The following is a 23,726-nucleotide window of genomic DNA, read 5'->3' on the forward strand; positions in this document are numbered from 1 at the left end:
GCGTTCGGGGAGCCTCCCCCTCGGCGCTTGACTCTCGGGTTACGCGAGACGGCACAGTCATCTCCGTGGACAGGACGAACCTGCTGCCCATCGGGCAGTTCGCGCAGGCCAGTGGCCTATCGGTGACCGCGCTTCGGCACTACGACGCCAGCGGTCTGCTGGCCCCGGCGTTGGTCGACCCGGACAGCGGCTACCGCTACTTCCGGCGTGACCAGCTCCGGACGGCGCAGCTGATCCGCGCACTCCGGCAGCTCGGCATCCCGATCGAGCAGGTGCGGGGGCTGATCGCGCGCAGCGAGGGCGGCGAGGACATCGCACCGGCCCTGCGCGACCACCTGGGCGCGGCCGAGCGCCGGCTGGAGGTCCAACGCTCCGTCGTCCACAGCCTGTTGAGCCGACTGACCGAAGGAGCCGAGATGACCCACGGAGTCACCATCCGCCAGGGCGCCGCCGTACGGGCGCTGGTCCGCAGTGCGACGCTGGACCGGCCCGGCCTGGACCGGTTCATGCTCCCCGCCTACCGGGAGATGTACGCCGTTGCCGGCCAGGGCCCGCTGACCTTCGCGGGGCCGGCCTTCGCCCGCTACCACGGGCTCTGCGACGAGGAGAACGAGTGCCTCGTCGAGGCCTGCCTGCCGTTCACGACGGGCGGCGCGCAGCCGGCGGAGCTGCCGGACGGGATGTACGTGCTGGACATCCCGGAGACCGCCTACGCCTTCACGGAGGTGACGGGCGAGGCGGCGACGTTCCCGCGGATCCACACCGCGTACGACGCCGTCGCGAACTGGGTCACCGAGCACGGCTTCGTCTTCGCCGGACCGGTCCAGGAGATCTTCCGGCACTGGACGGGCACGCCCGGCCACCCGGAGAACCGCCTGGAGATCGCCTGGCCGATCGGGGAGCCGGCGGCGGGCTGAGGCCGCCGGGAGCAGGGAGCCGGGCCGGCCGGCTCCCTGCTCCTCCTCAGTGGCCGCCCTTCAGGTTGAGGACGACCACGCCGACGATGATCAGGGCCAGGCCCAGCCACTGGAGCCGACCCAGCGACTCGCCGAAGGCGACCACGCCTATCCCCGCCACCGCGGCCGTTCCGGCACCGGACCAGACGGCGTAGGCGACCGACACCGGGATGTGCTTCAGCGCCCTGCCGAGCAGCGCGAAGGAGAGCACGTAGCCCACGGCGACGCCGATGCTCGGCCAGAGGCGGGTGAAGCCCTCGGTGAGCTTGAGGGCGCTGGTGGCGCAGACCTCGCTGACGATGGCGAGGGCGAGCAGAAGATAGGACATGGCCGGTCAAACCGCCGGCGCGGCGCCGAGCTTCCCGAGCAGCGCGAGGTCGGCGTGGACCAGGCTGTCGAGCAGCGTCACCCGGGCGCCGCCGGGGATCGTGACGTCGGACGACGGCACGGCGAGCACCGCGCAGCCCGCCGCGGTGGCGGAGGCGACGCCGGTCGGGGTGTCCTCGACGGCGACGCAGGCCGCCGGGTCCAGGCCGAGCCGCTCGGCGGCGGCGAGGTAGGGGTCGGGCGCGGGCTTGGTGCGCGGGGTGTCCTCGGCGGCGAGGGTGACGGCGAACCAGTCGCGGCCGATGGTGGAGAGCACCAGGTCGACCACCCGGCGCGGCGACGCGGAGACCAGCGCGGTGGGCACCCGGGCGTCCCGCAGCTCGGCGAGCAGGGCGAGCGCGCCGGGGCGCGGGACGGTCTCGGCGGCGACCTTGCCGGCGAAGGAGTCGCCGAGCCGGTCGGCGAGTTCGGCCTCGCTCAGCGTGGTGCCGCTGACCCTGTGCAGGTGGGCGGCGGTGTGCTCGACGGCCTGGCCGAGCACCTCGGGGACGTCGGAGTCCGTCAGTGAGTGGTGCAGCTCGTCGGCGAGTTCGGCGGCGGCCTGCCACCAGAGGTGCTCGGTGTCGACCAGGGTGCCGTCCATGTCGAACAGGACGGCGGCGGGCTTGCGGGAATCAGGCATGGCGGTACCTTCGGCGGTTCATCAGAAGAATGCGGACGGATCAGACCGTACGACGGTCCACCAGGACCGGACGGTCCGGGAGGGTCAGCGCGGCGCGGGCGCCGGCCGGCAGTGCGGCGGCGGCCTCGGTCGGCAGGTCGGCCTTGACCACGGTGGCGTCGTCGAGGCGGACGGTCAGCCGGGTGACGGCGCCCAGGAACGAGGCCGAGACCACCAGCGCGGGGCCGTCGGCGGCGGGGGTCAGCGTGACGTTCTCGGGGCGGACCAGCACGTCCAGCGAGCCGTCCGCCGGGACGACCCCGTCCACCGCGTGCCGGCGGCCGAGCACCTCGACGCCCTCGGCCGTGCGCAGGCACGGGATGCGGCTCATGGTGCCGACGAACTCGGCGACGAAGGCGGTGGCCGGGCGGGCGTACAGCTCGGACGGGGTGGCGCACTGCTCCAGCCGGCCGGCGCGCAGCACCGCGACGCGGTCGGCCATCGAGAGCGCCTCCTCCTGGTCGTGCGTGACGAACAGGGTGGTGATCCCCAGCTCCTGCTGGAGGCGGCGGATCTCCTCGCGCAGCGAGAGGCGCACCTTGGCGTCCAGTGCGGAGAGCGGCTCGTCGAGCAGCAGGACGCGCGGCTTCAGGGCGAGCGCGCGGGCGAGCGCGATGCGCTGCTGCTGCCCGCCGGACATCTGGTGCGGGTAGCGGTCGGCGTGCTGCGGAAGTCCGACCAGCTCCAGCAACTCCTGGGCGCGCCTGCGCCGTTCGGCCTTGCCGGTGCCGCGCATCCGCATCCCGAAGGCGACGTTGTCGGCGGCGGTCAGGTGCGGGAAGAGGCTGTACGACTGGAACACCATGCCGGCGTCGCGCTTGTGGGCCGGGATCGCGGTGATGTCCCGGCCGTCCACCAGCACCTGGCCGGAGTCGTGCTGCTCGAAACCGGCCAGGATGCGCAGCGCGGTGGTCTTGCCGCAGCCGGACGGGCCGAGCAGGGCGAGGAGTTCGCCGGGGCGGACGGTCAGGTCGAGGCCGTCCAGCGCGGTGGTGGCGCCGAACGAGCGGCGCAGCGTGCGGAATTCGACGGTGGCGCCGCCGGAGCGGGTGGCGGTCTTCTCAACGGCGAGGGAGCTCATGGGGGTTCGTTTCTCCGAAGGAGGTCAGGACGTGGTCTTCTTGCCGCGCTCGCGGCCGACGGTGGCCAGCAGGAGCAGCAGCAGCCAGGTGATCAGCAGGCTCAGGATGGAGACCGCGACCGACATGTGGGCCTGGCTGTTGCCGACCGAGTAGATCCACACCGGGAAGGGCTGGTAGCCGAGGATCGAGGCGGCGGTGAACTCGCCGAGGACCAGCGCCAGGGTCAGGAAGGACGCGTTCAGCAGCGCGCCGCGCAGGTTGGGCAGCACGACGGTGAACACCGCGCGCGGCCAGCTCGCGCCGCAGTTGCGCGCGGCCTCGACCAGGGTGCGCACGTCGACGGCGCGCAGTCCCGCGTCCAGCGCCCGGTAGGCGAGCGGGAGCGACATCAGCACGTAGGCGATGACCAGGACCAGCGGGAAGTCGGGGTCCTGGACGAACACGAAGGTCTGGAAGAACGGCGTGTCCATCAGGTAGTCCGGTCCCCAGCGGAGCACGCCGATCAGGCCGGCGGTCAGCGCGACCGGCGGGACGACCAGCGGCAGGGTGCAGAGCACGTCGATCACCGGGCGCAGCCTCGGCGCGCCGAGCCGGACCGCGATCAGCGCGGGCACCAGCAGGAGCAGCAGCACCAGGACGGTGGCGACGGCGAGCCCGAGGGTGAGCCAGAGGCTGTCCAGGAAGCCCTCGGCGCTCAGCAGGCCGGTGTACGCCTCGAAGGAGAAGCCCTTCGGGTCGTCGACCGAGAAGTAGCCGGCGGCGGCCAGCGGCACGACGAAGTAGACGCCGGCGAGCAGCAGGACGGCGCCGCGCCACCAGCGCACCCCGGGACGCCGGGAGGTTCGGGGGGTCGTCAGCTGAGCCATCGGGCACTCCGGCGCTGGAGGGGGAGGTACACGGCCATCACCAGGACGGCCACGACGATCATGTTGAGGCTGAGGGCGAGGGCGAGGTTGCCCTGGCCGACCAGGACGTTGCCGGAGAGCGCGTCCGCGATCGAGCGGCTGACCAGCGGGACGGTCGCGCCGACCATGGCGGCGGCGGTGGCGTACGCGGCGAAGGCGCTGCCGAAGAGCAGCACGAAGCCGCCGAGGAGCGAGGGCAGCAGGATCGGCAGTGCGACGTGGCGCCAGTACTGGACGGTGGTGGCCCGGTTGTTGTGCGCCGCCTCGCGCCACTGCACCCGCAGGCCGTCCAGAGCCGGGGTGATGGTGAGCACCATCAGCGGGATGAGGAAGTACAGGTAGACGATGGTCAGGCCGGTGAAGGAGTAGAGCGACCAGCCGTGGTCCGTCAGGTGGAGCAGCTTGGTGACCTCGCCCGCGTTGCCGAGGGTGGCGACGAACGCGAAGGCGAGCGGCAGTCCGCCGAAGTTGGCGAGCACCCCGGAGGCGGTCAGCACGGCCTGGCGCAGCCAGGTGTTCCGGGAGGTCACCACGGCCTGGGCGATCGGCAGGCCGATCAGGGTGGCGAGCAGTGCGGTGAGGCCGGACAGCTTGAGGCTGCTGACCATCGCCGTCCAGTACGCGCCCTGGACGGAGGCGGTGATGTTGTCGAGGGTGAACCGGCCGGCACCGCCCTCCGCGTCGCTGGAGGTGGTGAAGGCGCCGATCACGATGGCGACGGCGGGCAGGCCGAAGCCGATGACGAAGAAGAGGAAGAGCGGGACGGTGGCGAGCCAGGCGCCGCCGGGGCGCCGGCGGGTGCGCCGGCGGGGGGTGGGGGTGGTGGTCGTGGCGGTGGCGGACGCCCCCGCGCCGCCACCGAGGTCGGTGGCGGCGGGGGTGGTCGGCACCGGGGTGGGAGCCGTGGTCATGAGTCGATCAGCCCGTTCGGGTGTGCTGCGGCCGGGTGTCAGCCCGCGATGGCCTTGGTCCAGTTCTCGGTCACGACCTTCTTGGCGGCCGTGATCTGGTCCTGGGTCGGGAAGGTGGTGAACGGCTTCTCGACGGTGGGCAGCTTGGCGGCGGCCGCGGCGTCCAGGGAGCCGTCCTTCTTCAGGGCGTCGAAGGTGGCCGGGGTGGCGTAGCCGCCGAGGAAGAGGTTCTGGCCCTCGGCGCTGAAGAGGTACTCCTGCCACAGGCGGGCGGCCGCCGGGTGCGGGGCGTACTTGTTGATGCCCTGGTTGTAGAACTGGGCGTAGCTGCCGTCGGCGGGGACGGAGACCTTCCAGTCGACGCCCTTGTCCTTGAACTCGTCGGTGTAGCCGGCGTTCAGGTAGGACCAGTCGATCGAGATCGGGGTCTCGCCCTTCTCGATGGTGGCCGGGGTGGACTCGACCGGGTTGAAGTTGCCGGACTGCTTCAGCTTGCCGAAGAAGTCGATGCCGGGCTGGATGTTGTCCAGCGAGCCGCCGTTGGCGAGCGCGGCCGCGTAGACGCCGCCGAACGCGGAACCGGACTTGGTCGGGTTGCCGTTCAGCGCGACCTGGCCCTTGTACTCGGGCTTGAGCAGGTCGGCGAAGGTCTTGGGGCAGTTGGCGATCTTCTTGGCGTCGCAGCCGATGGAGATGTAGCCGCCGTAGTCGTTGACGCGGGCGCCGCTCGGGTCCTTCATGGTGTCCGGCACCTTGTCGAAGGTGGCGACCTTGTAGGGGGCGAGCAGGCCGTCCTTGACCGCCTGGAGCGCGAAGGCGCTGCCCAGGTCGACCACGTCGGGGGCGCGGTCCTGGCCCTTGCGGGAGGTGATCGCGTTGATCTCGTCCTGGCTGGAACCGTCCGGGTTCTCGTCCTCGATCTCGATGCCGTACTTGGCCTTGAACGAGTCCATGATCTTGCCGTAGTTGGCCCAGTCCTTGGGCAGCGTGATGACGTGCAGCTTGCCCTCCTTCTTGGCCGCGGCGACGAGGGCGTCCATGCCGCCGAGGTCGGCGGCCGAGGTGGCGTCCTTGACGTCCTTGGCGCCGGCCTTGGCGGCGTCGCCGGACTTCGCGGTGGACGAACCGGCGGAGCCGCAGGCGGTGAGGGAGAGCGCGGCGGCGGTCAGTACGGCCGCGAAGGCGGCGGCGCGGGCACGGTGCACGGTCACGGGTCAGTCTCCTGATCGGGGGCGTACTGCGAGAGATGTCGAGATCGGGGGATCGGGTCGCGCGAGCGGCTCTTCGGGTCCCTGCGGCGGCTGTTCGAAACCGTCCGAGTTGACTAGCCAACTTCGCTGACGGGGGTAAGTACGCCGGAGCCCGGTGACGGGAAGGTGAACGGATGGCCCAGAACCGGAGTCGGCTGTGGGAACGGTCGAATCAGGCCACCGGGGAGTGATCAACCGGATGCGATGCTTCGAAGGCGCAGCGGGATAAGGTCGGGCTGTCCGCGCCGGTACGGCTGCGCAGGACACCGCCCCAGGAGGGACTTTGACTGACGTGGCACTGGAGCCCGAACGCCCCCAGGCCCCCCGGGCCCGCCCGGCCACCGAGGACCGCGCGGCCGGTGCGCTCTACCGCAAGGTGGCCGCCGACCTGCGCGAGGCGATCACCACCGGCGCCTACGGCGAGGCCGGCCGGCTGCCCGCCGAGGGCGCGCTGGCCGAGCAGTACGGCGTCTCGCGCGGCACCGTCCGCCAGGCGCTGGCCGTGCTCCGCTCGGACGGGCTGGTCACCTCCCGGCGCGGCACCCGGCGCGTGGTGCTCGGCACCGCCCGGGTGCAGAGCTTCTCCGAACTGCTCAGCTTCACGCACTGGGCGTACTCCATGGGGGAGGAGCCCGGAGGCATCCTGGACTCGCTGGTCCGCCGCCCGGCCGACGCCGCCGAGCGCGAGCAGCTGCGGCTGGAGCCGGGCTCCGAGGTGTACGTGACGGTCCGGCTGCGCACCCTCTCCGGCACGCCGGTGATGGTCGAGCGGACGATCTACCCGCCGCGGGTGGGCGAGATCGTCGCCCAGCTGCCGGCCGACGTGGTGTCGCACACCGAGGTCCTGCGCGAGCACGGCATCCTGTTCACCGACGCCGACCACACCATCGACGTCGTCGCGGCCAACGCGGAGGACGCCCGGCTGCTCGGCTGCCGCCGCGGCGGCCCGCTGCTGCGCGAACGGCGGCGGACCACCGACCCGACCGGCACGCCGGTGGAGTGGTCCCAGGACCGCTACCTGCCGGGAACGGTGGCCTTCAGCGTCCACAACTCGCTGGCCACGTCGGCGCTTTCGCGGCACGCCCGGGAGCAGGACTGACCCGGGATCAGGACCGACCCGGGGGCACGGCCCGCGGGCGGCCCGGCCCGGCCGGGCCGCCCGCTCCCGCTCAGCGCATGAGCGACGCCAGCAGCGGCCGGAAGTGCTCGAAGTCCGGCGTGCTCGCGCCCGCCTCCTTGGCCTGCTCGTCCCAGCGGCGGACGGCGACCGCGTCCCCGGCGCCCGGGGCGGCGGCGAAGGCGGCGGCCTGCTCCGCACCCATCGGGCCGCCCTGCACCCGGAGCGTGAACTCGGAGGCCTCGGAGAGCCGTTCGCGGTACCCGGGCTCGACCGCGCACAGGTAGCGCTTGGCGGCCACGTGCAGGCGGACCGGCTCGGTGACGTCCGGGCCGAACCACTGGGCCAGCCACCGTGCGCCGGTGTCGCTGTGCCGGTTGTCCTGACCCTCCATCAGATCCCGTCCGTGCGACGAGTCGTGGCCGTGCTCGTCGAGGAAGTGCCCGACGTCGTGCAGCAGTGCGGCCGCGACCAGGTGCGGCGCCGCCCCCGCCGCCTCCGCGAGCGCGCCGGCCTGGAGCATGTGCTCGGCCATCGTGACCGCCTCGCCCAGGTACTCGCCGGCGCCCACCCCCTCGAACAGATCGGCGATCGCGTCCAGCGCGGCGGAACGGCGGTGCAGCACGGCGAGGGTGGAGAGGAGGGAGTCGAGGTCCGCGTAGCAGCCCTGGAGGTGGCGCGAGCCGTCCTGCTCGAAGGCCGTCCGGGCGTGCAGGAGGCGGGTGTTGTCGAAGATCAGGCAGTCGCCGCGGCCGAGGCGGAAGGTCAGCTGCAGCTCGGGACGGAGCGTGATCGCGGCGAAGCGCCGGTAGGCGGCGTAGAAGGCCTCCGGGTCGCCCGTCCGCAGCGTGCCGATCGACCGGTTGTTGAACCGCACCTCCCGGATCCGGCCCAGTGCGTCCACCCCGATCAGCGGACGGTCGGCGCGCAGTTCGGCGGAGCGGTCGCGGAAGGCGAAGGGGACGGGCGTGCGGGTGAGGACGGCGAAGTCCTCCGGCGCCTCCTCCCGGAGGAGCGCCGCGGCCTTGAAGCCGTCCACCAGGCCGGAGTCGCCGCCGGTCGCCGAGTTCTCCAGGCAGTGCAGCAGCTGGAGCGTCGGCACCGGGTCCCGGTAGGGGTTGTCCGTGTGCGGGGTGATCGCGACGCTGGTGAAGGCCAGGTTGTTCGGGTCCGGCTCGACCCGGACGTCGAACAGCTCGCCGTAGTTGGTGACCCGCACGTACCCGAAGGTCCCGGCCACCTCCAGCACCTGCCGCTCGACCGCCGGCACCCCGCGCAGGACGGCGAAGCCGCTGCGCCGGACGGCGCCGAGGACGGCCGCCTGCTCGGCCGGGTCGGCCAGGTACGCCGCCCACTCCGCCTCGGGGATGCCGCGGGCGAAGTCCGCCGCCGCCCAGAGCCGCTTCTCCGCCTCCGTCCGCCCGTCCCCGTCGGCGGGCCGCTCCAGCCACTCCAGCGGGTAGCGTGACCGGTGCCCGTCCGACCAGAGCACCTCCAGGTGCCCGTTCAGCTCGGCCTGTGCGGCGACGGCGAGATCGTCCGGCAGGTCGGTGATCTGGAACAGTTTCTGCCCGTTGCGCGGATCCCGGCACTCGGCACACGGGCAGTTGTCGCGCAGCCAGTACGGCGGCAGCTCGGTCATGACGGTTCTCCTCCTCGACGAAGCGGCAGGGGAGTTGTATAGCCAACTTCACCCCCTTCGCCGGGAGCCTGCCGCCCCCCGGTGATGTCCGCGTGCCGCGCAGGTGAACGCCGGGGGAACTGTGCCGGGAGGTCGCCCGGGCTCCGGCGGCAGGACGTCCCGCCCGGCCGCGCCGTCCCGCGGGCCCGGTGCCGGCCGCCACCGACGGCCCATTCCTCCGCCCGGCTCCCGGGGCGGGTGGCGGGCCGTTCGGGTGACGGGGCGGATCGCCGCGCGTTTCGGCGAGGGGGAGGGGCGGGTGCTGCGGCACTGTCGGAGCGGATTTCCCCGACGCGAGAGGCGGCCGGTCATGGCTCACCCCACCACCGATACACCTGCAGCCTCGGGGCATACCGGGCTGAAACGGGAAGTCGGGATGATCGGGCTGCTCTGGGCCTCGGTCGGGGCGATCATCGGGTCCGGGTGGTTGTTCGGGGCGGAGAAGGCGGCGGTGGCGGCGGGGCCGGCGGCGCTGATCTCGTGGGGCATCGGTGCGGTGGCGATCATCCTGCTGGCGCTGGTGCACGCCGAGCTGGGCGGGCTGTTCCCGGTGGCGGGCGGCACCGCGCGGTACCCGCACTACGCGTTCGGCGGTTTCGCGGGGATGTCGTTCGGCTGGTTCACCTGGCTGCAGGCGGCGACCATCGCGCCGATCGAGGTGCAGGCGATGATCAACTACGCCCAGCACTGGTCCTGGGCGGACGGCCTGCTGAACCCCAACCAGACGCTGACCACCGAGGGGTTCTTCGTCGCGGCCGCCCTGCTGGGCGTCTTCGTCGCGATCAACTTCCTCGGCGTGCGGCTGCTCGCGCACACCAACAGCGTGGCCACCGTGTGGAAGGTCCTCGTCCCGGTCCTGACCATCTTCGTGCTCGGGTTCACGGAGTTCCACGGCTCCAACTTCACCGCCCACGGCTTCGCGCCGGACGGGGCCAAGGGCGTGCTGGTGGCGATCAGCACCAGCGGGGTGATCTTCGCGCTGCTCGGCTTCGAGCAGGCCATCCAGTGGGCGGGCGAGAGCCGCAACCCCCGCCGGGACATCCCCCGGGCCGTCCTCGGGTCGGTCGTGATCGGCACGCTCATCTACGTCCTGCTCCAGGTGGTGTTCATCGGCGCCCTGCCGCCGGAGACCTTCGCCGGCGGCTGGACCAACCTCGACTTCCCCGGGATCAGCGGGCCGTTCGCGGGCCTCTCCACGCTGATCGGCCTGGGCTGGCTGGCCACCGTCCTGCGCATCGACGCGATCATCTCGCCCGCCGGAACCGGGCTGGTCTACATCACCTCCAGCTCGCGGGTCACCTACGGCCTGAGCCGCAACGGCTACGCGCCGCAGACCCTGCAGTTCACCGACAAGCGCTCGGTGCCGTGGCTCGGCCTGATCATCGCCTGGGTCGCGGGCGTGCTCTGCTTCCTGCCGTTCCCGAGCTGGCAGCGGCTGGTCGGCTTCATCACCTCGGCCGTCGTGCTGATGTACGCGGGCGCGCCGCTGGCCTTCGGCGTGCTGCGCAAGCGGCTGCCGGGACTGGAGCGGTCGTACCACCTGCCCGGCGGCACGATCATCTCGCCGATCGCCTTCGTGGTGGCGAGCCTGGTCATCTACTGGGCCGGCTGGGACACCCTCTGGCGGCTGGGCCTGGCGATCCTGATCGGTTACGTGCTGCTCGGCGGGTACTCCGCCTACTCGGTGTCGAAGGGCGTGCCGAACGCGCCCCGGATGGACTTCAAGGCCGGGCAGTGGCTGCCGGTCTACCTGGTCGGCATGGGACTGACCTCCTGGCAGGGCACCTTCGGCGAGGGCTCCCAGGGCAATCTGCCGCTCTGGTGGGACATCCTCGTCGTGGTGCTGTTCTCCCTGGTGATCTACTACTGGGCCCTGGCGGTCGCGCTGCCGGTGGAGGAGATCGAGCGGAACATCCGCGGCGTCGAGGTGGTGGACGCGGGCGGCCACTGAGCGGCCCCGGCGGAGCGGCCCCCGTGCGGAAGCGGGGGCCGCTCCGGCGTTCTCAGGCCCGGACGTCCGCCCAGGCGGCCTCGGCGGCGGCCAGGGCCGGCCCGGCGTCCGTCCCGGTGACCGTGGCCAGGGCGGTGAGGAAGCCCCGGACGGTGGCGGGGGAGGCCGCCGGGCCGTAGTGGTTGAGCCGGAGCATCGTGGTGGCGAGGGCGCCGCCGCCCGGCTGGACCGGCAGGGTGGGGTCGAGACGGAGCAGCTCGGCGGCGAGGGCCGCGGCGGGCAGGCCGTCCGGGGTTCGCAGGGTGGTGGCGACCGGGGCGGCGTGGGCGTCCTCGGGCACGAACGGGGTCAGCGCGGCGAGGGCCCGGACGCCGGCGCGGGTGGCGGCGGAGGCGGCGCGGTGACGGGCGATGACGACGGGCAGGCCGTCGGCGTCGATCCGGTCCAGGCACGCGCCGAGGGCGAGCATCTCCAACTGGGCCGGGGCGTGCGGGAGCACGGTGCGCCCCGCGTCCGTCCAGCGCTCCTTCCAGTCCAGCAGGGAGAGGTAGGAGCGGCGCGGCGCGGCCGGGTTGGCGGCGATCCGCTCCCAGGCGCGGTCGGAGACCGAGACGGCGGAGACCCCGGCCGGGCCGCCCATCGCCTTCTGGCCGCCGATCACGCAGAGGTCGACGCCCCACGCGTCGGTGAGCAGCGGTTCGGCGGCCACCGAGGCGACCGCGTCCAGCATCAGCAGCGCGCCGTGCTCCCGGACCACGGCGGCGATCCCGGCGACCGGGTTGGTGTTGCCGGTGGCGGCCTCGGCGTGGACGAGGGAGACGAAGTCGACCGCCGGGTTCTCCCGCAGGGCCTGCGCGACCTGCTCGGCGGTGACCGCGCTGTCGAACGGGACGGCGAGGTCGACGACGGTCGCCCCGCAGTCGCGCAGCCAGTTGCCGAAGGTCTGTCCGTACGGGCCGGTGACGATGTTCAGCGCGGTGGAGCCCGGGTGCGCGGCGCCCCGGATCGCGGCCTCCAGCGGCAGCAGCGCCTCTCCCTGGGTGACGATCACGTCCGCGGTGGTGTGCAGCAGCGCGGCCACCTGGTCCTCGATCGCCGCGAAGTCGGCGGCGGTGAGCGGGGGCAGGTCGAGGAAGGGACTCACGGGTGACGGGCCTTTCGCCGGGCGGGTGGTCGGTGCGGGAACGAGTGTGCCGCATTCTCACTGCTTACACGTGGCGTCGGCGTCGGTAGAGTGCGGGACATGAGCGATGGCGCGGTGCTGCACGTCAGGGGTCGGGTGCTGGTGGGCCCGGAGGACGTCCGTGACGAACTCTGGGTGGTGGGCGGCCGGGTGGCGTTCGAGCGCCCGCCGGGCGCCGCCGACGTCCGGACGGTGACCGGCTGGGTGCTGCCCGGTCTGGTGGACGCGCACTGCCACGTCGGCCTGGACGCGCACGGCGCGGTCGACGCCGCCACCAGCGAGAAGCAGGCGGTCACCGACCGCGACGCCGGCACCCTGCTGATCCGCGACGCGGGCTCGGCCGCCGACACCCGGTGGATCGACGACCGCGAGGACCTGCCCCGGATCATCCGGGCCGGCCGCCACATCGCCCGTACCCGCCGCTACATCCGCAACTACGCCCACGAGATCGAGCCCGGCGACCTCGCCGCCTACGTCCGGGCCGAGGCCCGGCGCGGCGACGGCTGGGTGAAGCTGGTCGGCGACTGGATCGACCGCGAGCGCGGCGACCTCGCCGCCTGCTGGCCCGGGGACGCACTGGCCGAGGCGATCGCGGCGGCGCACGAGGAGGGCGCGCGGGTGACGGCGCACTGCTTCGCCGCCGAGTCGCTGCCCGACCTGCTGGCGGCCGGCATCGACTGCGTCGAGCACGCCACCGGGCTGACCGAGGAGCTGATCCCGGCCGTCGCCGAGCGCGGGGTCGCGATCGTCCCGACCCTGGTCAACATCGCCACCTTCCCGGGCCTTGCGAGCGGCGGCGAGGCCAGGTTCCCGGCCTGGGCCGCGCACATGCGCCGGCTGCACGAGCGCCGCTACGCCACCGTGGGCGCCGCGCACGACGCGGGCATCCCGGTCTTCGTCGGCACGGACGCGGGCGGCTCGCTGGCGCACGGCCTGGTCGCGGACGAGGTGGCCGAGCTGGTGAAGGCCGGGCTGACCCCGGCCGAGGCGCTGTCCGCGGCCAGCTGGGGCGCGCGCCGCTGGCTGGGCCGACCGGGCCTGGAGGAGGGCGCGCCGGCCGATTTCGTGGTCTACGACGAGGACCCGCGGGCCGACGTCCGGGTGCTGGCCGATCCCCGGCTGGTGGTGCTGCGCGGCCGCCCGGTGGGGTGACCGTCCGCTCCGGGGCGGGGCGGCGGCCCGGCCCTGCCGGGGTGATCGCCGGGCCGCGGGCGGGGGTGATCGCCCGGCGCGGCCGGGGGACCGTTCCCGTCGGGCGTTCGAAGATCATCCGGGTGAACGCGCTGTCGGCGTAGGCCGATAGGGTGGCGGCCATGGCACCGCGTCCACTGAACGAGATCGTCGAGCCCGGCTGGGCCGCCGCGCTGGAGCCGGTCGCCGGGCGGGTCGCCGCCATGGGCGACTTCCTCCGCGCCGAGCTGGCCGCCGGCCGCACCTACCTGCCCTCCGGGCCGAACGTGCTGCGCGCCTTCCAGCAGCCCCTCGCCGACGTGCGGGTGCTGATCGTCGGGCAGGACCCCTATCCGACCCCCGGCCACGCCGTGGGGCTCAGCTTCTCGGTCGGGCCGGAGGTGCGGCCGGTCCCGGCCAGCCTGATCAACATCTTCCAGGAGTACGGGAGCGACCTCGGCCTGCCGCAGCCGTCCAACGGGGACCTCACCCCGTGGACGCGGCAGGGCGTGCTGCTGCTCAACCGTGCGCTGACCACCGCGCCGCGCAAGCCCGCGGCCCACCGGGGCAAGGGCTGGGAGGAGGTCACCGAGCAGGCGATCCGGGCGCTGGTGGCGCGCGGCGGCCCGCTGGTGGCGATCCTCTGGGGGCGCGACGCCCGCAACCTGCGCCCGCTGCTGGGGGAGGTGCCGGCCATCGAGTCGGCGCACCCGAGCCCGTACTCGGCGAACGGCGGCTTCTTCGGCTCGCGGCCGTTCAGCCGGGCCAACGAGCTGCTGGTGCAGCAGGGGGCGCAGCCGGTGGACTGGCGGCTGCCGTAGCCGTTCCGTCCGTCAAGTGCCGGGCGTCAGTGCCGGGCGTCAACCTCACTCGAACGGGTGAAATGACGTTCTGTGTGACTCATGTGACGGATTGTTCGAGAAGACTGGCGGCTCGTCGTTCAGAGCAGCGGCCCCTCGCCCCGCGCCGCGGGTGAGGCCGGAGGCCCGCTCAACCGAGACCACCACCCGTGGGGGTACCGCCATGTCCTCGTTCCGTCCCGTCGCCGCCGTCGCGGCCGCCACCGCCGCAGTGTCGGCCCTGATAGCCGTGCCCGCCGCACACGCCACCGGGCCGACGCCGCAACCCGCCGCGCCGTCCGGCAGGGCGCGCGCCGTCACCGCCGAACTCGACCTGGACGTCAGCCTGTTGAACAAGACGGTCGACGTCCCGGTGAACATCGCGCTCAACAAGGTCGAGACCCCCGCCCAGCGCGACAGTTCCGTCCTCACGGCCAAGGTCGACGGGGTGGAGCAGCAGGGCCCGGTCACCCTGGTCAAGGCGGACGTCGGCACGTCGGTGACGAAGTCCGACGCCAAGGGCACCTCCGCCTCCGTCCGGCTGGTCAACGCGGACGTGCACGCCCCCGGCCTCCCGGCCACCACCCTGCTGGGCCTGGAGGCGCTCAGCTCCGAGGCCACCTGTCCGGTCGACGGGCAGCCGACCGCCGACGTGGTCGCGCCCGCCAGGCTGACCGTCCTCGGCAAGCCGGTCACCCTGAGCCTGTACGGGCCGACCAAGGTGGACGTCCCGCTGGTCGGCAGCGTCTCGGTGGAGTTCTCGAAGCGGACCACCACCTCGACCACGGCCGCCGCCTCGGCCCTGGAGGTGCAGATCGAGGTGAACCCGCTCAACCTCAACGTCGCCAAGGTCACCGGGAGGATCACCGTCGCCTCGGTGAGCTGCGAGAAGCCGGGGGCACCGACCGTGACCCCCTCCTCTGCCCCTGCCACCCCCCTGCCGACGGGCACCCCGGCCGTCCAGCCCGTCGCCGACGCGACCACGGCCGCCGCCGCCCCGCGCGCGGCCACCGCCACCGTCTCCGCGAGCGCCCCCGCGGCGGGCGGCAACCTCGCCGCCACCGGCGGAAGCGACAGCACCGGCCCGCTGGCCGCGGGCGCCGCCGCCCTGGTCGCGGCCGGCGGCGGTGCCCTCTGGGCCACTCGTCGCCGGGCCGCGCACGCCCGCCGGCACTGAGCTGCGCCCCCTCGGCGAGCGGGAGTGCCACCCGCGGCACTCCCGCAGCGTGACCGTGCCAACGCGGACGGTTGGTTCACCTGGGTGTTACATAAGAGGAACAACCGGGAAACGGCGGCTTGCGACGCTACGCGGGCACCCACCACCCAGTTTGTGAGGTTCACCGCCGTGGCAATCAAGGCCGAGTACATCTGGATCGACGGCACCAAGCCGACCGCCAAGCTCCGCTCGAAGACTCGGGTCCTGGCCAACGCGGACAAGATCCCCACCTGGGGCTTCGACGGCTCGTCGACCAACCAGGCCGAGGGCCACGCGTCGGACCGCGTGCTGGAGCCGGTGAAGGTCGTCAAGGACCCGATCCGCGGTGGCGACAACATCCTCGTCCTGTGCGAGGTCCTGGAGACCAACGGCACCGCGCACGAGTCGAACACCCGCGCCCTGCTGCGCGAGGTCGCCGAGCGTTACGCCGACCAGGAGGCGATCTTCGGCATCGAGCAGGAGTACACCTTCTTCAAGGGCTCCCGTCCGCTCGGCTTCCCGGAGGGTGGCTTCCCGGCCCCGCAGGGCGGCTACTACTGCGGCATCGGCGCCGAGGAGGTCTTCGGCCGCGAGATCGTCGAGCTGCACCTCGACCGCTGCATCGACGCCGGCCTGGCCATCTGCGGCATCAACGCCGAGGTCATGCCCGGCCAGTGGGAGTTCCAGATCGGCCCGGTCGACGCCCTGACCGTCTCGGACGACCTGTGGATCGCCCGCTACCTGCTGTACCGCACCGCCGAGGAGTTCGGCATCGACGCCACCCTGGACGCCAAGCCGGCCAGGGGCGACTGGAACGGTGCGGGCGCCCACACCAACTTCTCCACCCGGGCGATGCGCGAGGGCTACGACGCCATCATCACCGCCTGCGAGTCGCTCGGCGCCTCCCAGGAGAAGGTGCTGGAGCACGTCAACCAGTACGGTGACGACATCCAGTCCCGCCTGACCGGCAAGCACGAGACCGCCCCGTGGAACGTCTACAGCTACGGCGTCTCCAACCGCGGTGCCTCGGTCCGCATCCCGTGGCAGGTCGAGGTGGAGCAGAAGGGCTACATCGAGGACCGTCGCCCGAACGCCAACGTCGACCCGTACGTGGTCACCCGCCTGCTGGTCAACACCTGCTGCGAGGCGCTGGAGAAGGCCGGCCAGGTCTGATCCGGCCCCACCGCCGTACGCCCGTCGGCCCTTCCCCATCAGGGGGAGGGCCGACGGCCGTTTCTCAGGCCAGCCCGCCCGTCGCCCGGATGTTCTGCCCGGTGATCCACCGGCCGTCCGGCCCGGCCAGCACCGCCACGACGTCGGCCACGTCCTCCGGCCGGCCCAGCCGGCGCAGCGGGGTCATGCCGGCGACCGCCTCCAGCGCCTCCGGCGGGTTGGTGCCGCGCAACAGGTCGGTGTCGGTCGCTCCGGGCGAGACGGTGTTCACCGTGATGCCGCGCGGCCCGAGCTCCTGGGCCGCGACGGCGGTCAGCTGCTCGACCGCGCCCTTGCCGGCGACGTAGGCGGCGCTGCCGGGGACGGGACGGACCGTGTTGGCCGTGGAGAGGTTCACGATCCGGCCGCCGTCGCGCATCGTCCGGGCCGCGTGGCGGATCGTCAGGAACACCGCCCGCGCGTTGACCGCCAGCACCCGGTCGAACTCCTCCGGCTCGGTCTCGGCGATCGTGGCCCGGGTGAAGGACGCCGCGGCGTTGTTCACCAGGATGTCCAGCCCGCCGAGGAGCTCCTCCGCCTCCCGCATCAGCCGCTCGGGTCCGTCCGGATCGGCCAGGTCCAGCCGGAGGGCGTGGACCGTACCGCCCTCCGCCCGCACGGCCCTCACGACGTCGGCGGCGGCGTCCACGGAGGTGGCGAAGTTGAAGACCACCTCCGCCCCCTCGCGGCAGAGACGCTCGACGACCGCCCGGCCGATGCCGCGCGATCCCCCGGTGACGACGGCGGCCTTGCCCTTCAACACGGTTCCTCCAACGGGTGTGCGGTGACTTGTCCTCGGACCGGCTGCCCTCGAACCGGCTGCCCTCAAACCCGGGGCCCTCAATCCGGCTGTCCTCAATCCGGCTGTCCTCGGACCGGCTGTCCTTGAACGTAACCCGGCGCGCCCGGGTGTGTCCCGGCCTGGCGGGGCCGGCGCCCCTCTTGATCGGCACCGGAGGGGCGCGGATAATCGCGCCCATGACCGCTCCCGCCCGTCACCTCCTCGTCCGGCGTCTCCACGTCGACCTGGTGCGGGTCTGCGCGGCCGCCTGTTGCCGGTGACGTCCACCGGCACTTCCACCAGCAGGCAGCCACGGCACCGGAGCGTTCACGCATGTCCCTCACCTTCCACTGGTTCCTCCCCACCAACGGCGACAGCCGGCACGTCGTCGGCGGCGGGCACGGCTCGACGCCCGGTACGGCCGGGTCCGACCGGCCGCCGAGCATCGCCTACCTGGGGCAGATCGCGCGCAGCGCCGAACAGCTGGGCTTCGAGGGGGCGCTGACGCCGACCGGTGCGTGGTGCGAGGACGCCTGGCTGACCACCGCGATGCTGACCCAGGTCACCGAGCGGCTGAAGTACCTGGTGGCGTTCCGGCCCGGGCAGATCGCCCCGACGCTGGCCGCCCAGATGGCGGCGACGTACCAGCGGCAGTCCGGCGGGCGGCTGCTGCTCAACGTGGTGACCGGCGGGGAGTCCGCCGAGCAGCGCGCGTACGGGGACTTCCTGGACAAGGACGCGCGCTACGCCCGGACCGGGGAGTTCCTCTCGATCGCCCGGCGGCTCTGGGCGGGGGAGAGCGTCGACCACGACGGCGTCCATCTGCGGGTCGAGCAGGCGAAGTTGAACCGGTTGCCCGACCCGGTGCCGCCCGTCTACTTCGGCGGTTCCTCCCCGGCGGCCGGCGAGGTCGCCGCACGTCACGCGGACGTCTACCTCACCTGGGGCGAACCGCCCGCGCAGGTACGGGAGAAGATCGGCCGGATCCGTGAACTGGCCGCCGCCCAGGGCCGCGTGGTCCGCTTCGGCATCCGGCTGCACGTGATCACCCGGGACACCTCGGCGCAGGCCTGGGCGGAGACCGAACGGTTGCTGGCGGCCATGGACCCGGCGCGGATCCGGGAGACCCAGCGGGCCCTGGGGGAGAGCGAGTCGGAGGGCCAGCGCCGGATGCTCGCGCTGCACGGGGGTTCGGCGGAGCGACTGGAGATCCACCCGGGGCTCTGGGCCGGCATCGGACTGCTGCGCGGCGGCGCGGGCACGGCGCTGGTCGGCAGCCACCGGGAGGTCGCGGACCTCGTCACCGAGTACCACGAGCTGGGCATCGACGAGTTCGTGCTCTCCGGGATGCCGCACCTGGAGGAGGCCTACTGGTTCGGCGAGGGTGTCCTGCCGCTGCTCGCCGCCCGCAACCTCTGGAGCCGGCCGTGAGCTCCGGAGGTGCCGGGGGCGGGTGCGCCGGGGTCGGGCGCGGGGTGGCCGGGTGCGGGTGTTCCGTGGTCCGGTGTTCCGTGGCCCGGTGTCTCCCGGGCGGGCGTTCGGCGGCCCCGGGAGGCTAGGCCCGGGTGTACGGGCTCCGCATCGTCAGGAAGCGGATCTCCAGGTCCTCGGTCAGGTAGTCCATCCGGCGCTCCCGGAAGTCGCGCAGGTGCGGCAGGGCCAGGTGGGCGTCGAGGTCGGCCTGGCTGCGCCACGCCTCGTAGAACACGAAGACGCCGGGCTCGTCGCGGTCCTCGTGGAAGTGGTACTCCAGGCAGCCCGGCTCCTGCCGGGTGGGCTCGACGAACGAGAGCAGCAACTGCTTGAGCTCCTCGGCGCGTTCGGGCTTGGGGTGGGCGGTGCCGACGAGCGTGACGAGCTGGTCCATCCGAGTTCTCCCCTGCTTCAGGTACGACTGCAGTCGTACCTAGCGGACGCTAGCAGCCGCCAGAGGTACGATTCAAGTCGTACCTGAGGAGCGCCCGAGGAAGGCCGCCGCCATGCCGGACGAAGAAGGCCATCCGGCCGTCGAGGAGATCGAGCTCGGCAGGGTGCTCTCCGCGCTCGCCGACCCGCTGCGCCGCCGGGTGGTGCGCGAGCTGGCCGCCGCGCCGGACGGCACGGCGCGGACGTGCAGCTCCTTCGCGCTGCCCGTCTCGAAGGCGACGGTCACCCACCACTTCCGTACGCTGCGCGAGTCCGGGCTGGTCCGGCAGGTGGACGGCGGGAACAGCCGGATGGCCAGTCTCCGCCGCGACGAGATCGAGGCCCGCTTCCCCGGCCTGCTGGCCATCCTGCTTGCCGAGGGTGCGGCCGGGCCGGCCACGGGGGCCGTCGGCGGGTAGTCGGTCGGGTCTCCGGTCCGGTTGCCGTTCTGGTCTCCGGTCCGGTCGCCGGCGGGCGGGGGAGGCCGCCGGCTGCCGGAGAGGTCCGCGCCTCCCCGGGCATGCCATGGATCGTCCCCGACCGGCCGTCGGTAGCCGGGCGTCCAGGTGGCGGAGGGGCAAAGCGGTGGCCGTCCGGCCGCTGTCCGGGCGAGGATGCGCGGTATGACGCAGCCCCTCCTCCTGCTCGACGTCGACGGCCCGCTCAACCCGTACGCCGCCAAACCGCACCGGCGGCCGGAGGGTTACGGCACGCACCGGGTGAAGCCCGGCTCGTGGGTGGCCCGATTTCCGCGCAGGCCCGCCGAGCACGTGCGCCCGCTGCGGCTCTGGATCAACCCCGCGCACGGACCCGAACTGCTCGCGCTGCCGTACGAGTTGGTGTGGGCCACCACCTGGATGGAGGAGGCCAACCACTGGATCTCGCCGCTGGTCGGCCTCCCCGGGCTCCCGTACGTCGACTGGCCCGAGCTCCACCAGGACGACCCGGACGGCCTGCACTGGAAGACCCGCCACCTGGTCGCCTGGGCCGGCGGGCGACCGTTCGCCTGGGTGGACGACGAGTCGGGGCCGCAGGACGGCGAGTGGATAGCCGCCCACCACCCGGCCCCGGCGCTCGTCCTGCGCATCGACCCGCGGACCGGCCTGCGCGAGGGCGACTTCGCGACGCTGCGGCGGTGGGCGGAGGCGCTCTCGTGAGGGTCGGGACGGTGGAGCGGCTGTGGCGCTATCCGGTGAAGTCCATGCTGGGCGAGGAGTTGGGTGCGGTGGCCGTGGACGAGCGGGGCCTGCACGGCGACCGGGTGTGGGCGCTGCTCGACGAGCAGAGCGGGCGGGTGGTGAGCGTCAAGAACCCGCGGCGCTGGGCGGGGATGCTCGGCTTCACGGCCGTCCTCGTCGCCGGCGAGCCCGTGATCACCGGCCCGGACGGCCGGCCGGTCGGCGTGGCCGAGCTCTCCGGCCTGTTGGGGCGGAAGGTGCGCCTGATCGCGGGGCGCCCGCCCGGAGCGACGATCGAACGGGCCGTTCCCGAGGAGGTGTTGGCGCACGGCATCGAGGAGGAGGTCGCCGTCACGGTGAACGAGATCGGCCGGGCCGCCCCCGCCGGCACCTTCTTCGACTTCGCCCCCGTGCACCTGCTCACCACGTCCACCCTGGACCGGGCCGTGCCCCAGCCCGAGCGCTACCGCCCCAACGTCGTGATCCGCACCGACGCCGACGGCTTCGCCGAGAACGCCTGGGTGGGAAGGGTGTTGGCGATCGGTCCGGAGCTCCGTCTGCGCATCCTCATCCCGACGCCCCGCTGCGCCGTCCCCACCCTCGTCCACGGCGCCCTGCCGCGCAGCACGGCCGCTCTGAAGGTGCTCGCCGAACGGAACCGCCTGGTCCCGCTGGAGGGCATGGCGGCCCTGCCGTGCGCGGGCGTGTACGCGCAGGTGCTGGAACCCGGGTCGGCGAGGGTGGGGGACGCCGTCGTCCTGCGCTGAACCGGGAGGCCGGCCGCGCCTCCGGGCCGTACCGCCGGTCCCGCGCTGCCGGTCCCGTACCGCCGGTCCCGCGCCGCCGCCGGGTGCCGCCGTCAGTGCGCGTGCGGGGAGGTGCGGTGCAGGACGGTCTCGCGTAGGACGGTTTCGCGCAGGACGGTGTCGAGTGCGGAGAGGAAGCGGTCGGTGGTGGCCTGGTCCCGGACGGCGATCCGCAGCCAGTCCGGCCCGAGGCCCGGGAAGGTGTCGCCACGGCGGACGGCGAACCCGTGCTCGCGCAGGCGTTCGCGGACGGCGGCGGCGTCCGGCAGCTCGATCAGGACGAAGGAGGCGGCCGGCTCGCCGTGCACGCGGACGGCGGGGAAGGCGGCGAGGCCCTTCAGCAGGTGGTCGCGGTGCTCGCCGAGCAGCCGGGCGGCCTGCTCGGCCTCGGCCAGGGCGGCCGGGGTGCTGCACGCCTCTGCGGCGGCGAGGGCGGGGGTGGAGACCGGCCAGAGCGGCTGGGCGGCACCGAGCGCGGCGATCAGCGGGGCCGGGCCGAGCGCGTAGCCGATGCGCAGGCCGGCCAGGCCCCAGGTCTTGGTGAGGCTGCGCAGGACGACCACCCGGCCGGGCAGGTCCCGCACCGCGGCGAGGGATTCGGTCTCGCCGGGCACGGTGTCCATGAAGGCCTCGTCGATCACCAGCGTGCGGCCGGGCCGGGCGAGGGCGGCGACGACGTCGGCCGGGTGCAGGACGGAGGTGGGGTTGGTGGGGTTGCCCAGGACGACGAGGTCGGCCCCGGGCGGCACGTCGCCCAGCCGGAAACCGTCGGCGGGCGAGAGGAGCACCCGCTCCACCGTGTGCCCGGCGTCCCGCAGGGCGGCCTCCGGCTCGGTGAACTGCGGGTGCACCACGACGACATGACGCGCCGTCAGGACGCGTGCCAGCAGGACGAACGCCTCCGCCGCCCCCGAGGTGAGGAGCACCTCGTCCACCGGACGCCCGTGCCGGGCGGCGACGGCGGCGCGGGCCGCCGTCTGGTCGGGGTAGGCGGCGAGCTCGCCGAGCGTGGCGGCGAGGTGCTCGCGCAGCCACAGCGGGGGCGTGCCGGTGCGGACGTTGACGGCGAGGTCGACCAGACCGAGCCCGTCCGCGCGCACCTCCGCGTCACCGTGGTGGCGGAGGTCATGGTCGGGGGTGGTCACGAGGGTTCTCCAGCGGCGCGGGCATCGGCAGGGGTACGGGCGTCAACGGGTGCATCGAGCGCAACGGGTGCATCGAGGGCAATGGCCGCCAGGGGAGCGACGGCTGCAGCGGCCGCTGTGGGTGCGCCGGCGGCAGGAGGGCCGTCGGCGGGCGGGAGCGGCAGGCCGGGGACGCGGAGGAGGTCGTAGCCGTCGGCGGGCGGCGGGGCGTGGCCGAGCCCGTCGCCGACGGCGACCAGGGCGACGGACTCCCGCCGTGACGCCAGTTCGACCGCCGCGCCGACCGGGTCCCCGGTGGTGAACCGCCGGGCCGTCGGCCGCAGGAACCCGGCGGCCAGCGCCAACGCGCCCGGCTCGCCCACCGCCACCGACGCGCGCCGCAGCTCCGCCCCGGCGCGCGGGACGACCAGGTCATGCTCCCCGGGGCCGAGGCCGATCACCGCGAGCCGCCCGCGCACCGCCGCCCGGGCGACCGCCACCGTCACCGTGGCCGACTTCTGCTTGCCCACCACGAGCCCGCCGCCCGGGGCGCTCGCCAGTGCCGCCGCCTCCGCCACGCTCATCGTGCCGACCGCCTCGCCGACGGACGCCGACGGGTTCGGCACCGCGACGGCCGCGAGCTCGTCGGCCGGGTGCTCGTCGACCGGGAGGCCCAGCAGCTCGGCGGCCCGGCGGACGGCGGGGTGGTCGCCCTTGCCGGTCAGGGTCGCGAGCCGGGCGAGGTCGGAGGCCGGCAGCCCGGCCTCCAGCAGGGTGCGGTGGATCAACCGTGCCACCTCGGGCGCCGCGGTCGCCTCGCGCAGGCCGACCCCGACGACCAGGCCGCCGGCGCGCACCCCGGGGGGCCGGGTCGTCAGCGGGGGGCGGGCGAGGACGTCCTCGTCCCACCCCGGGAGGTCGTGGTGTCCGACGGCGGCCGGCCGGGCGGGGGCGGGTCGGCCCCGGCCACCGGTGATCACCGGGACGGTGCCGAGGAGGGCCGACACCTCGCCGGCCAGGTCGTCCGCGCCACCGTCGGGCCCGGTCAGGGACACCGCGAACCGGCGCTCGACGTCCACGCACACCACGCCGACCCCGTCGAGGCCGCCGAGGCCGTCGCCCCGGTTCGGACCGACGGGCCGGCGGCGCAGCAACAGTCGTACGATCGAAGCGACGGGTGCGAAACAGACCAGCTGCCGACAGTCGCCCAGGGCGAGTTCCAGGAGTTCCTCCGGGCCGTGGAGGTCATGCTGCGTGCCGTCGTGCTCCGTGCCGTCATGCGCCACGCCGTCGTGCCCCGGGCCCCCGTGCCCCGCGCGGTACACCCGGCTGCCCGGCCACAGCCCGTGCAGAGCCCCGGCGAGCGGGTGACCCGCCTCATCGAGGGCCAGCAGCCCGATCACGTCGCGTTCCCTTCACCCGGTGGCCGCCC

The 23,726-nt window shown here is 73.8% G+C and carries 23 protein-coding genes; 11 read left to right on the top strand and 12 right to left on the bottom strand.

Going from position 1 to position 23,726, the window contains the following annotated elements; all coding sequences use genetic code 11:
* Window positions 1-65 precede the first annotated feature (65 nt).
* Window positions 66-917, top strand: coding sequence for a MerR family transcriptional regulator (locus J5Y04_RS10895; protein ID WP_307853049.1), 852 nt, complete (start codon window positions 66-68; stop codon window positions 915-917).
* 46 nt (window positions 918-963) lie between these two features.
* On the opposite strand, the gene J5Y04_RS10900 is transcribed toward J5Y04_RS10895, so the two are convergent.
* The 6 genes from J5Y04_RS10900 to J5Y04_RS10925 are packed head-to-tail and all read right to left on the bottom strand — an operon-like array spanning window position 964 to window position 6,113.
* A complete protein-coding gene (locus J5Y04_RS10900) occupies window positions 964-1,284 on the bottom strand; it encodes a multidrug efflux SMR transporter (protein WP_209411744.1) in 321 nt (106 codons plus the stop codon).
* 6 nt (window positions 1,285-1,290) lie between these two features.
* On the bottom strand, window positions 1,291-1,965 hold the full coding sequence (locus J5Y04_RS10905) for an HAD family phosphatase (RefSeq protein WP_209411745.1): 675 nt from the start codon (window positions 1,963-1,965) through the stop codon (window positions 1,291-1,293).
* A 40-nt stretch (window positions 1,966-2,005) separates the two neighbouring features.
* Window positions 2,006-3,085, bottom strand: coding sequence for an ABC transporter ATP-binding protein (locus tag J5Y04_RS10910; protein ID WP_209411746.1), 1,080 nt, complete (start codon window positions 3,083-3,085; stop codon window positions 2,006-2,008).
* A 24-nt stretch (window positions 3,086-3,109) separates the two neighbouring features.
* A complete protein-coding gene (locus J5Y04_RS10915; protein WP_209411747.1) occupies window positions 3,110-3,952 on the bottom strand; it encodes an ABC transporter permease in 843 nt (280 codons plus the stop codon).
* Window positions 3,940-4,902 (bottom strand): ABC transporter permease subunit, encoded by a 963-nt coding sequence (locus J5Y04_RS10920; RefSeq protein WP_209411748.1) that lies wholly within the window; start codon window positions 4,900-4,902, stop codon window positions 3,940-3,942. Before J5Y04_RS10920 ends, J5Y04_RS10915 begins: the two co-directional genes overlap by 13 nt.
* 38 nt (window positions 4,903-4,940) lie before the next feature.
* Window positions 4,941-6,113: an ABC transporter substrate-binding protein gene (locus J5Y04_RS10925; RefSeq protein ID WP_209411749.1), complete on the bottom strand. Its 1,173-nt coding sequence runs from the start codon at window positions 6,111-6,113 to the stop codon at window positions 4,941-4,943.
* 331 nt (window positions 6,114-6,444) lie between these two features.
* Between J5Y04_RS10925 and J5Y04_RS10930 the strand changes: the two genes are divergently transcribed.
* Complete coding sequence (locus J5Y04_RS10930) at window positions 6,445-7,251, top strand: GntR family transcriptional regulator (RefSeq protein WP_307853064.1); 807 nt, start codon at window positions 6,445-6,447, stop codon at window positions 7,249-7,251.
* A gap of 70 nt (window positions 7,252-7,321) precedes the next feature.
* Here the strand turns inward: J5Y04_RS10930 and J5Y04_RS10935 are convergent, their stop codons facing one another.
* The gene (locus J5Y04_RS10935; RefSeq protein WP_209411750.1) at window positions 7,322-8,911 is read right to left on the bottom strand and encodes a phosphonate degradation HD-domain oxygenase; all 1,590 of its coding nucleotides are present in this window, start codon (window positions 8,909-8,911) and stop codon (window positions 7,322-7,324) included.
* 415 nt (window positions 8,912-9,326) lie between these two features.
* On the opposite strand from J5Y04_RS10935, the gene J5Y04_RS10940 reads away from it, so the two are divergent.
* Entirely contained in the window at window positions 9,327-10,901 is a 1,575-nt protein-coding gene (locus J5Y04_RS10940) for an APC family permease (RefSeq protein ID WP_245204590.1), read from the top strand.
* Window positions 10,902-10,953: 52 nt separating this feature from the next.
* Here J5Y04_RS10940 and J5Y04_RS10945 read toward each other — a convergent pair whose 3' ends face one another.
* On the bottom strand, window positions 10,954-12,045 hold the full coding sequence (locus J5Y04_RS10945; RefSeq protein WP_209411752.1) for an aminotransferase class V-fold PLP-dependent enzyme: 1,092 nt from the start codon (window positions 12,043-12,045) through the stop codon (window positions 10,954-10,956).
* 99 nt (window positions 12,046-12,144) lie between these two features.
* On the opposite strand from J5Y04_RS10945, the gene J5Y04_RS10950 reads away from it, so the two are divergent.
* The 4 genes from J5Y04_RS10950 (at window position 12,145) to glnII (ending at window position 16,461) form a co-directional block, all read left to right on the top strand.
* The gene (locus J5Y04_RS10950; RefSeq protein ID WP_209411753.1) at window positions 12,145-13,236 is read left to right on the top strand and encodes an amidohydrolase family protein; all 1,092 of its coding nucleotides are present in this window, start codon (window positions 12,145-12,147) and stop codon (window positions 13,234-13,236) included.
* A 161-nt stretch (window positions 13,237-13,397) separates the two neighbouring features.
* Complete coding sequence (locus tag J5Y04_RS10955; RefSeq protein ID WP_209411754.1) at window positions 13,398-14,075, top strand: uracil-DNA glycosylase; 678 nt, start codon at window positions 13,398-13,400, stop codon at window positions 14,073-14,075.
* A gap of 202 nt (window positions 14,076-14,277) precedes the next feature.
* Window positions 14,278-15,270 (top strand): SCO1860 family LAETG-anchored protein, encoded by a 993-nt coding sequence (locus tag J5Y04_RS10960; RefSeq protein WP_209411755.1) that lies wholly within the window; start codon window positions 14,278-14,280, stop codon window positions 15,268-15,270.
* 168 nt (window positions 15,271-15,438) lie between these two features.
* Window positions 15,439-16,461, top strand: a complete 1,023-nt coding sequence (gene glnII, locus J5Y04_RS10965; RefSeq protein ID WP_209411756.1) for a glutamine synthetase — start codon at window positions 15,439-15,441, stop codon at window positions 16,459-16,461.
* 64 nt (window positions 16,462-16,525) lie between these two features.
* Here glnII and J5Y04_RS10970 read toward each other — a convergent pair whose 3' ends face one another.
* Window positions 16,526-17,263: an SDR family oxidoreductase gene (locus tag J5Y04_RS10970; RefSeq protein WP_209411757.1), complete on the bottom strand. Its 738-nt coding sequence runs from the start codon at window positions 17,261-17,263 to the stop codon at window positions 16,526-16,528.
* Between the two features lie 351 nt (window positions 17,264-17,614).
* Here J5Y04_RS10970 and J5Y04_RS10975 point away from each other — a divergent pair, with 351 nt between their 5' ends.
* Window positions 17,615-18,712, top strand: a complete 1,098-nt coding sequence (locus J5Y04_RS10975; protein WP_209411758.1) for an LLM class flavin-dependent oxidoreductase — start codon at window positions 17,615-17,617, stop codon at window positions 18,710-18,712.
* A gap of 124 nt (window positions 18,713-18,836) precedes the next feature.
* Here the strand turns inward: J5Y04_RS10975 and J5Y04_RS10980 are convergent, their stop codons facing one another.
* On the bottom strand, window positions 18,837-19,148 hold the full coding sequence (locus J5Y04_RS10980; protein ID WP_209411759.1) for a putative quinol monooxygenase: 312 nt from the start codon (window positions 19,146-19,148) through the stop codon (window positions 18,837-18,839).
* A gap of 112 nt (window positions 19,149-19,260) precedes the next feature.
* Here J5Y04_RS10980 and J5Y04_RS10985 point away from each other — a divergent pair, with 112 nt between their 5' ends.
* The 3 genes from J5Y04_RS10985 (at window position 19,261) to J5Y04_RS41545 (ending at window position 21,131) form a co-directional block, all read left to right on the top strand.
* Entirely contained in the window at window positions 19,261-19,605 is a 345-nt protein-coding gene (locus tag J5Y04_RS10985; RefSeq protein WP_209411760.1) for a helix-turn-helix transcriptional regulator, read from the top strand.
* A gap of 204 nt (window positions 19,606-19,809) precedes the next feature.
* Window positions 19,810-20,343 carry a hypothetical protein gene (locus J5Y04_RS41540; protein WP_245204591.1) on the top strand — a complete coding sequence of 178 codons (534 nt, stop codon included), beginning with the start codon at window positions 19,810-19,812 and terminating at the stop codon, window positions 20,341-20,343.
* Complete coding sequence (locus tag J5Y04_RS41545) at window positions 20,340-21,131, top strand: MOSC domain-containing protein (protein WP_307853050.1); 792 nt, start codon at window positions 20,340-20,342, stop codon at window positions 21,129-21,131. The genes J5Y04_RS41540 and J5Y04_RS41545 overlap by 4 nt, the downstream gene beginning before the upstream one ends.
* A gap of 92 nt (window positions 21,132-21,223) precedes the next feature.
* On the opposite strand, the gene cobC is transcribed toward J5Y04_RS41545, so the two are convergent.
* Both cobC and J5Y04_RS11000 read right to left on the bottom strand, forming a co-directional pair.
* Window positions 21,224-22,315 carry an Rv2231c family pyridoxal phosphate-dependent protein CobC gene (cobC, locus tag J5Y04_RS10995; RefSeq protein WP_209411762.1) on the bottom strand — a complete coding sequence of 364 codons (1,092 nt, stop codon included), beginning with the start codon at window positions 22,313-22,315 and terminating at the stop codon, window positions 21,224-21,226.
* Complete coding sequence (locus tag J5Y04_RS11000) at window positions 22,312-23,697, bottom strand: cobalamin biosynthesis protein (protein ID WP_209411763.1); 1,386 nt, start codon at window positions 23,695-23,697, stop codon at window positions 22,312-22,314. The genes cobC and J5Y04_RS11000 overlap by 4 nt, the downstream gene beginning before the upstream one ends.
* Window positions 23,698-23,726: the final 29 nt, after the last annotated feature.

The sequence above is a fragment of the Kitasatospora sp. RG8 genome (genome assembly GCF_017813315.1).
Classification (GTDB): domain Bacteria; phylum Actinomycetota; class Actinomycetes; order Streptomycetales; family Streptomycetaceae; genus Kitasatospora.

Excerpts from the sequence above, each read along its gene's own strand:
- J5Y04_RS10940 (WP_245204590.1), top strand. The coding sequence starts at position 9,327 with ATGATCGGGCTGCTCTGGGCCTCGGTCGGGGCGATCATCGGGTCCGGG.
- J5Y04_RS10915 (WP_209411747.1), bottom strand. The coding sequence starts at position 3,952 with ATGGCTCAGCTGACGACCCCCCGAACCTCCCGGCGTCCCGGGGTGCGC.
- J5Y04_RS10955 (WP_209411754.1), top strand. The coding sequence starts at position 13,398 with ATGGCACCGCGTCCACTGAACGAGATCGTCGAGCCCGGCTGGGCCGCC.
- J5Y04_RS10920 (WP_209411748.1), bottom strand. The coding sequence starts at position 4,902 with ATGACCACGGCTCCCACCCCGGTGCCGACCACCCCCGCCGCCACCGAC.
- J5Y04_RS10975 (WP_209411758.1), top strand. The coding sequence starts at position 17,615 with ATGTCCCTCACCTTCCACTGGTTCCTCCCCACCAACGGCGACAGCCGG.
- J5Y04_RS10960 (WP_209411755.1), top strand. The coding sequence starts at position 14,278 with ATGTCCTCGTTCCGTCCCGTCGCCGCCGTCGCGGCCGCCACCGCCGCA.
- J5Y04_RS10905 (WP_209411745.1), bottom strand. The coding sequence starts at position 1,965 with ATGCCTGATTCCCGCAAGCCCGCCGCCGTCCTGTTCGACATGGACGGC.
- J5Y04_RS10950 (WP_209411753.1), top strand. The coding sequence starts at position 12,145 with ATGAGCGATGGCGCGGTGCTGCACGTCAGGGGTCGGGTGCTGGTGGGC.
- J5Y04_RS41540 (WP_245204591.1), top strand. The coding sequence starts at position 19,810 with ATGACGCAGCCCCTCCTCCTGCTCGACGTCGACGGCCCGCTCAACCCG.
- J5Y04_RS10980 (WP_209411759.1), bottom strand. The coding sequence starts at position 19,148 with ATGGACCAGCTCGTCACGCTCGTCGGCACCGCCCACCCCAAGCCCGAA.
- J5Y04_RS10900 (WP_209411744.1), bottom strand. The coding sequence starts at position 1,284 with ATGTCCTATCTTCTGCTCGCCCTCGCCATCGTCAGCGAGGTCTGCGCC.
- J5Y04_RS10910 (WP_209411746.1), bottom strand. The coding sequence starts at position 3,085 with ATGAGCTCCCTCGCCGTTGAGAAGACCGCCACCCGCTCCGGCGGCGCC.
- J5Y04_RS10935 (WP_209411750.1), bottom strand. The coding sequence starts at position 8,911 with ATGACCGAGCTGCCGCCGTACTGGCTGCGCGACAACTGCCCGTGTGCC.
- J5Y04_RS10985 (WP_209411760.1), top strand. The coding sequence starts at position 19,261 with ATGCCGGACGAAGAAGGCCATCCGGCCGTCGAGGAGATCGAGCTCGGC.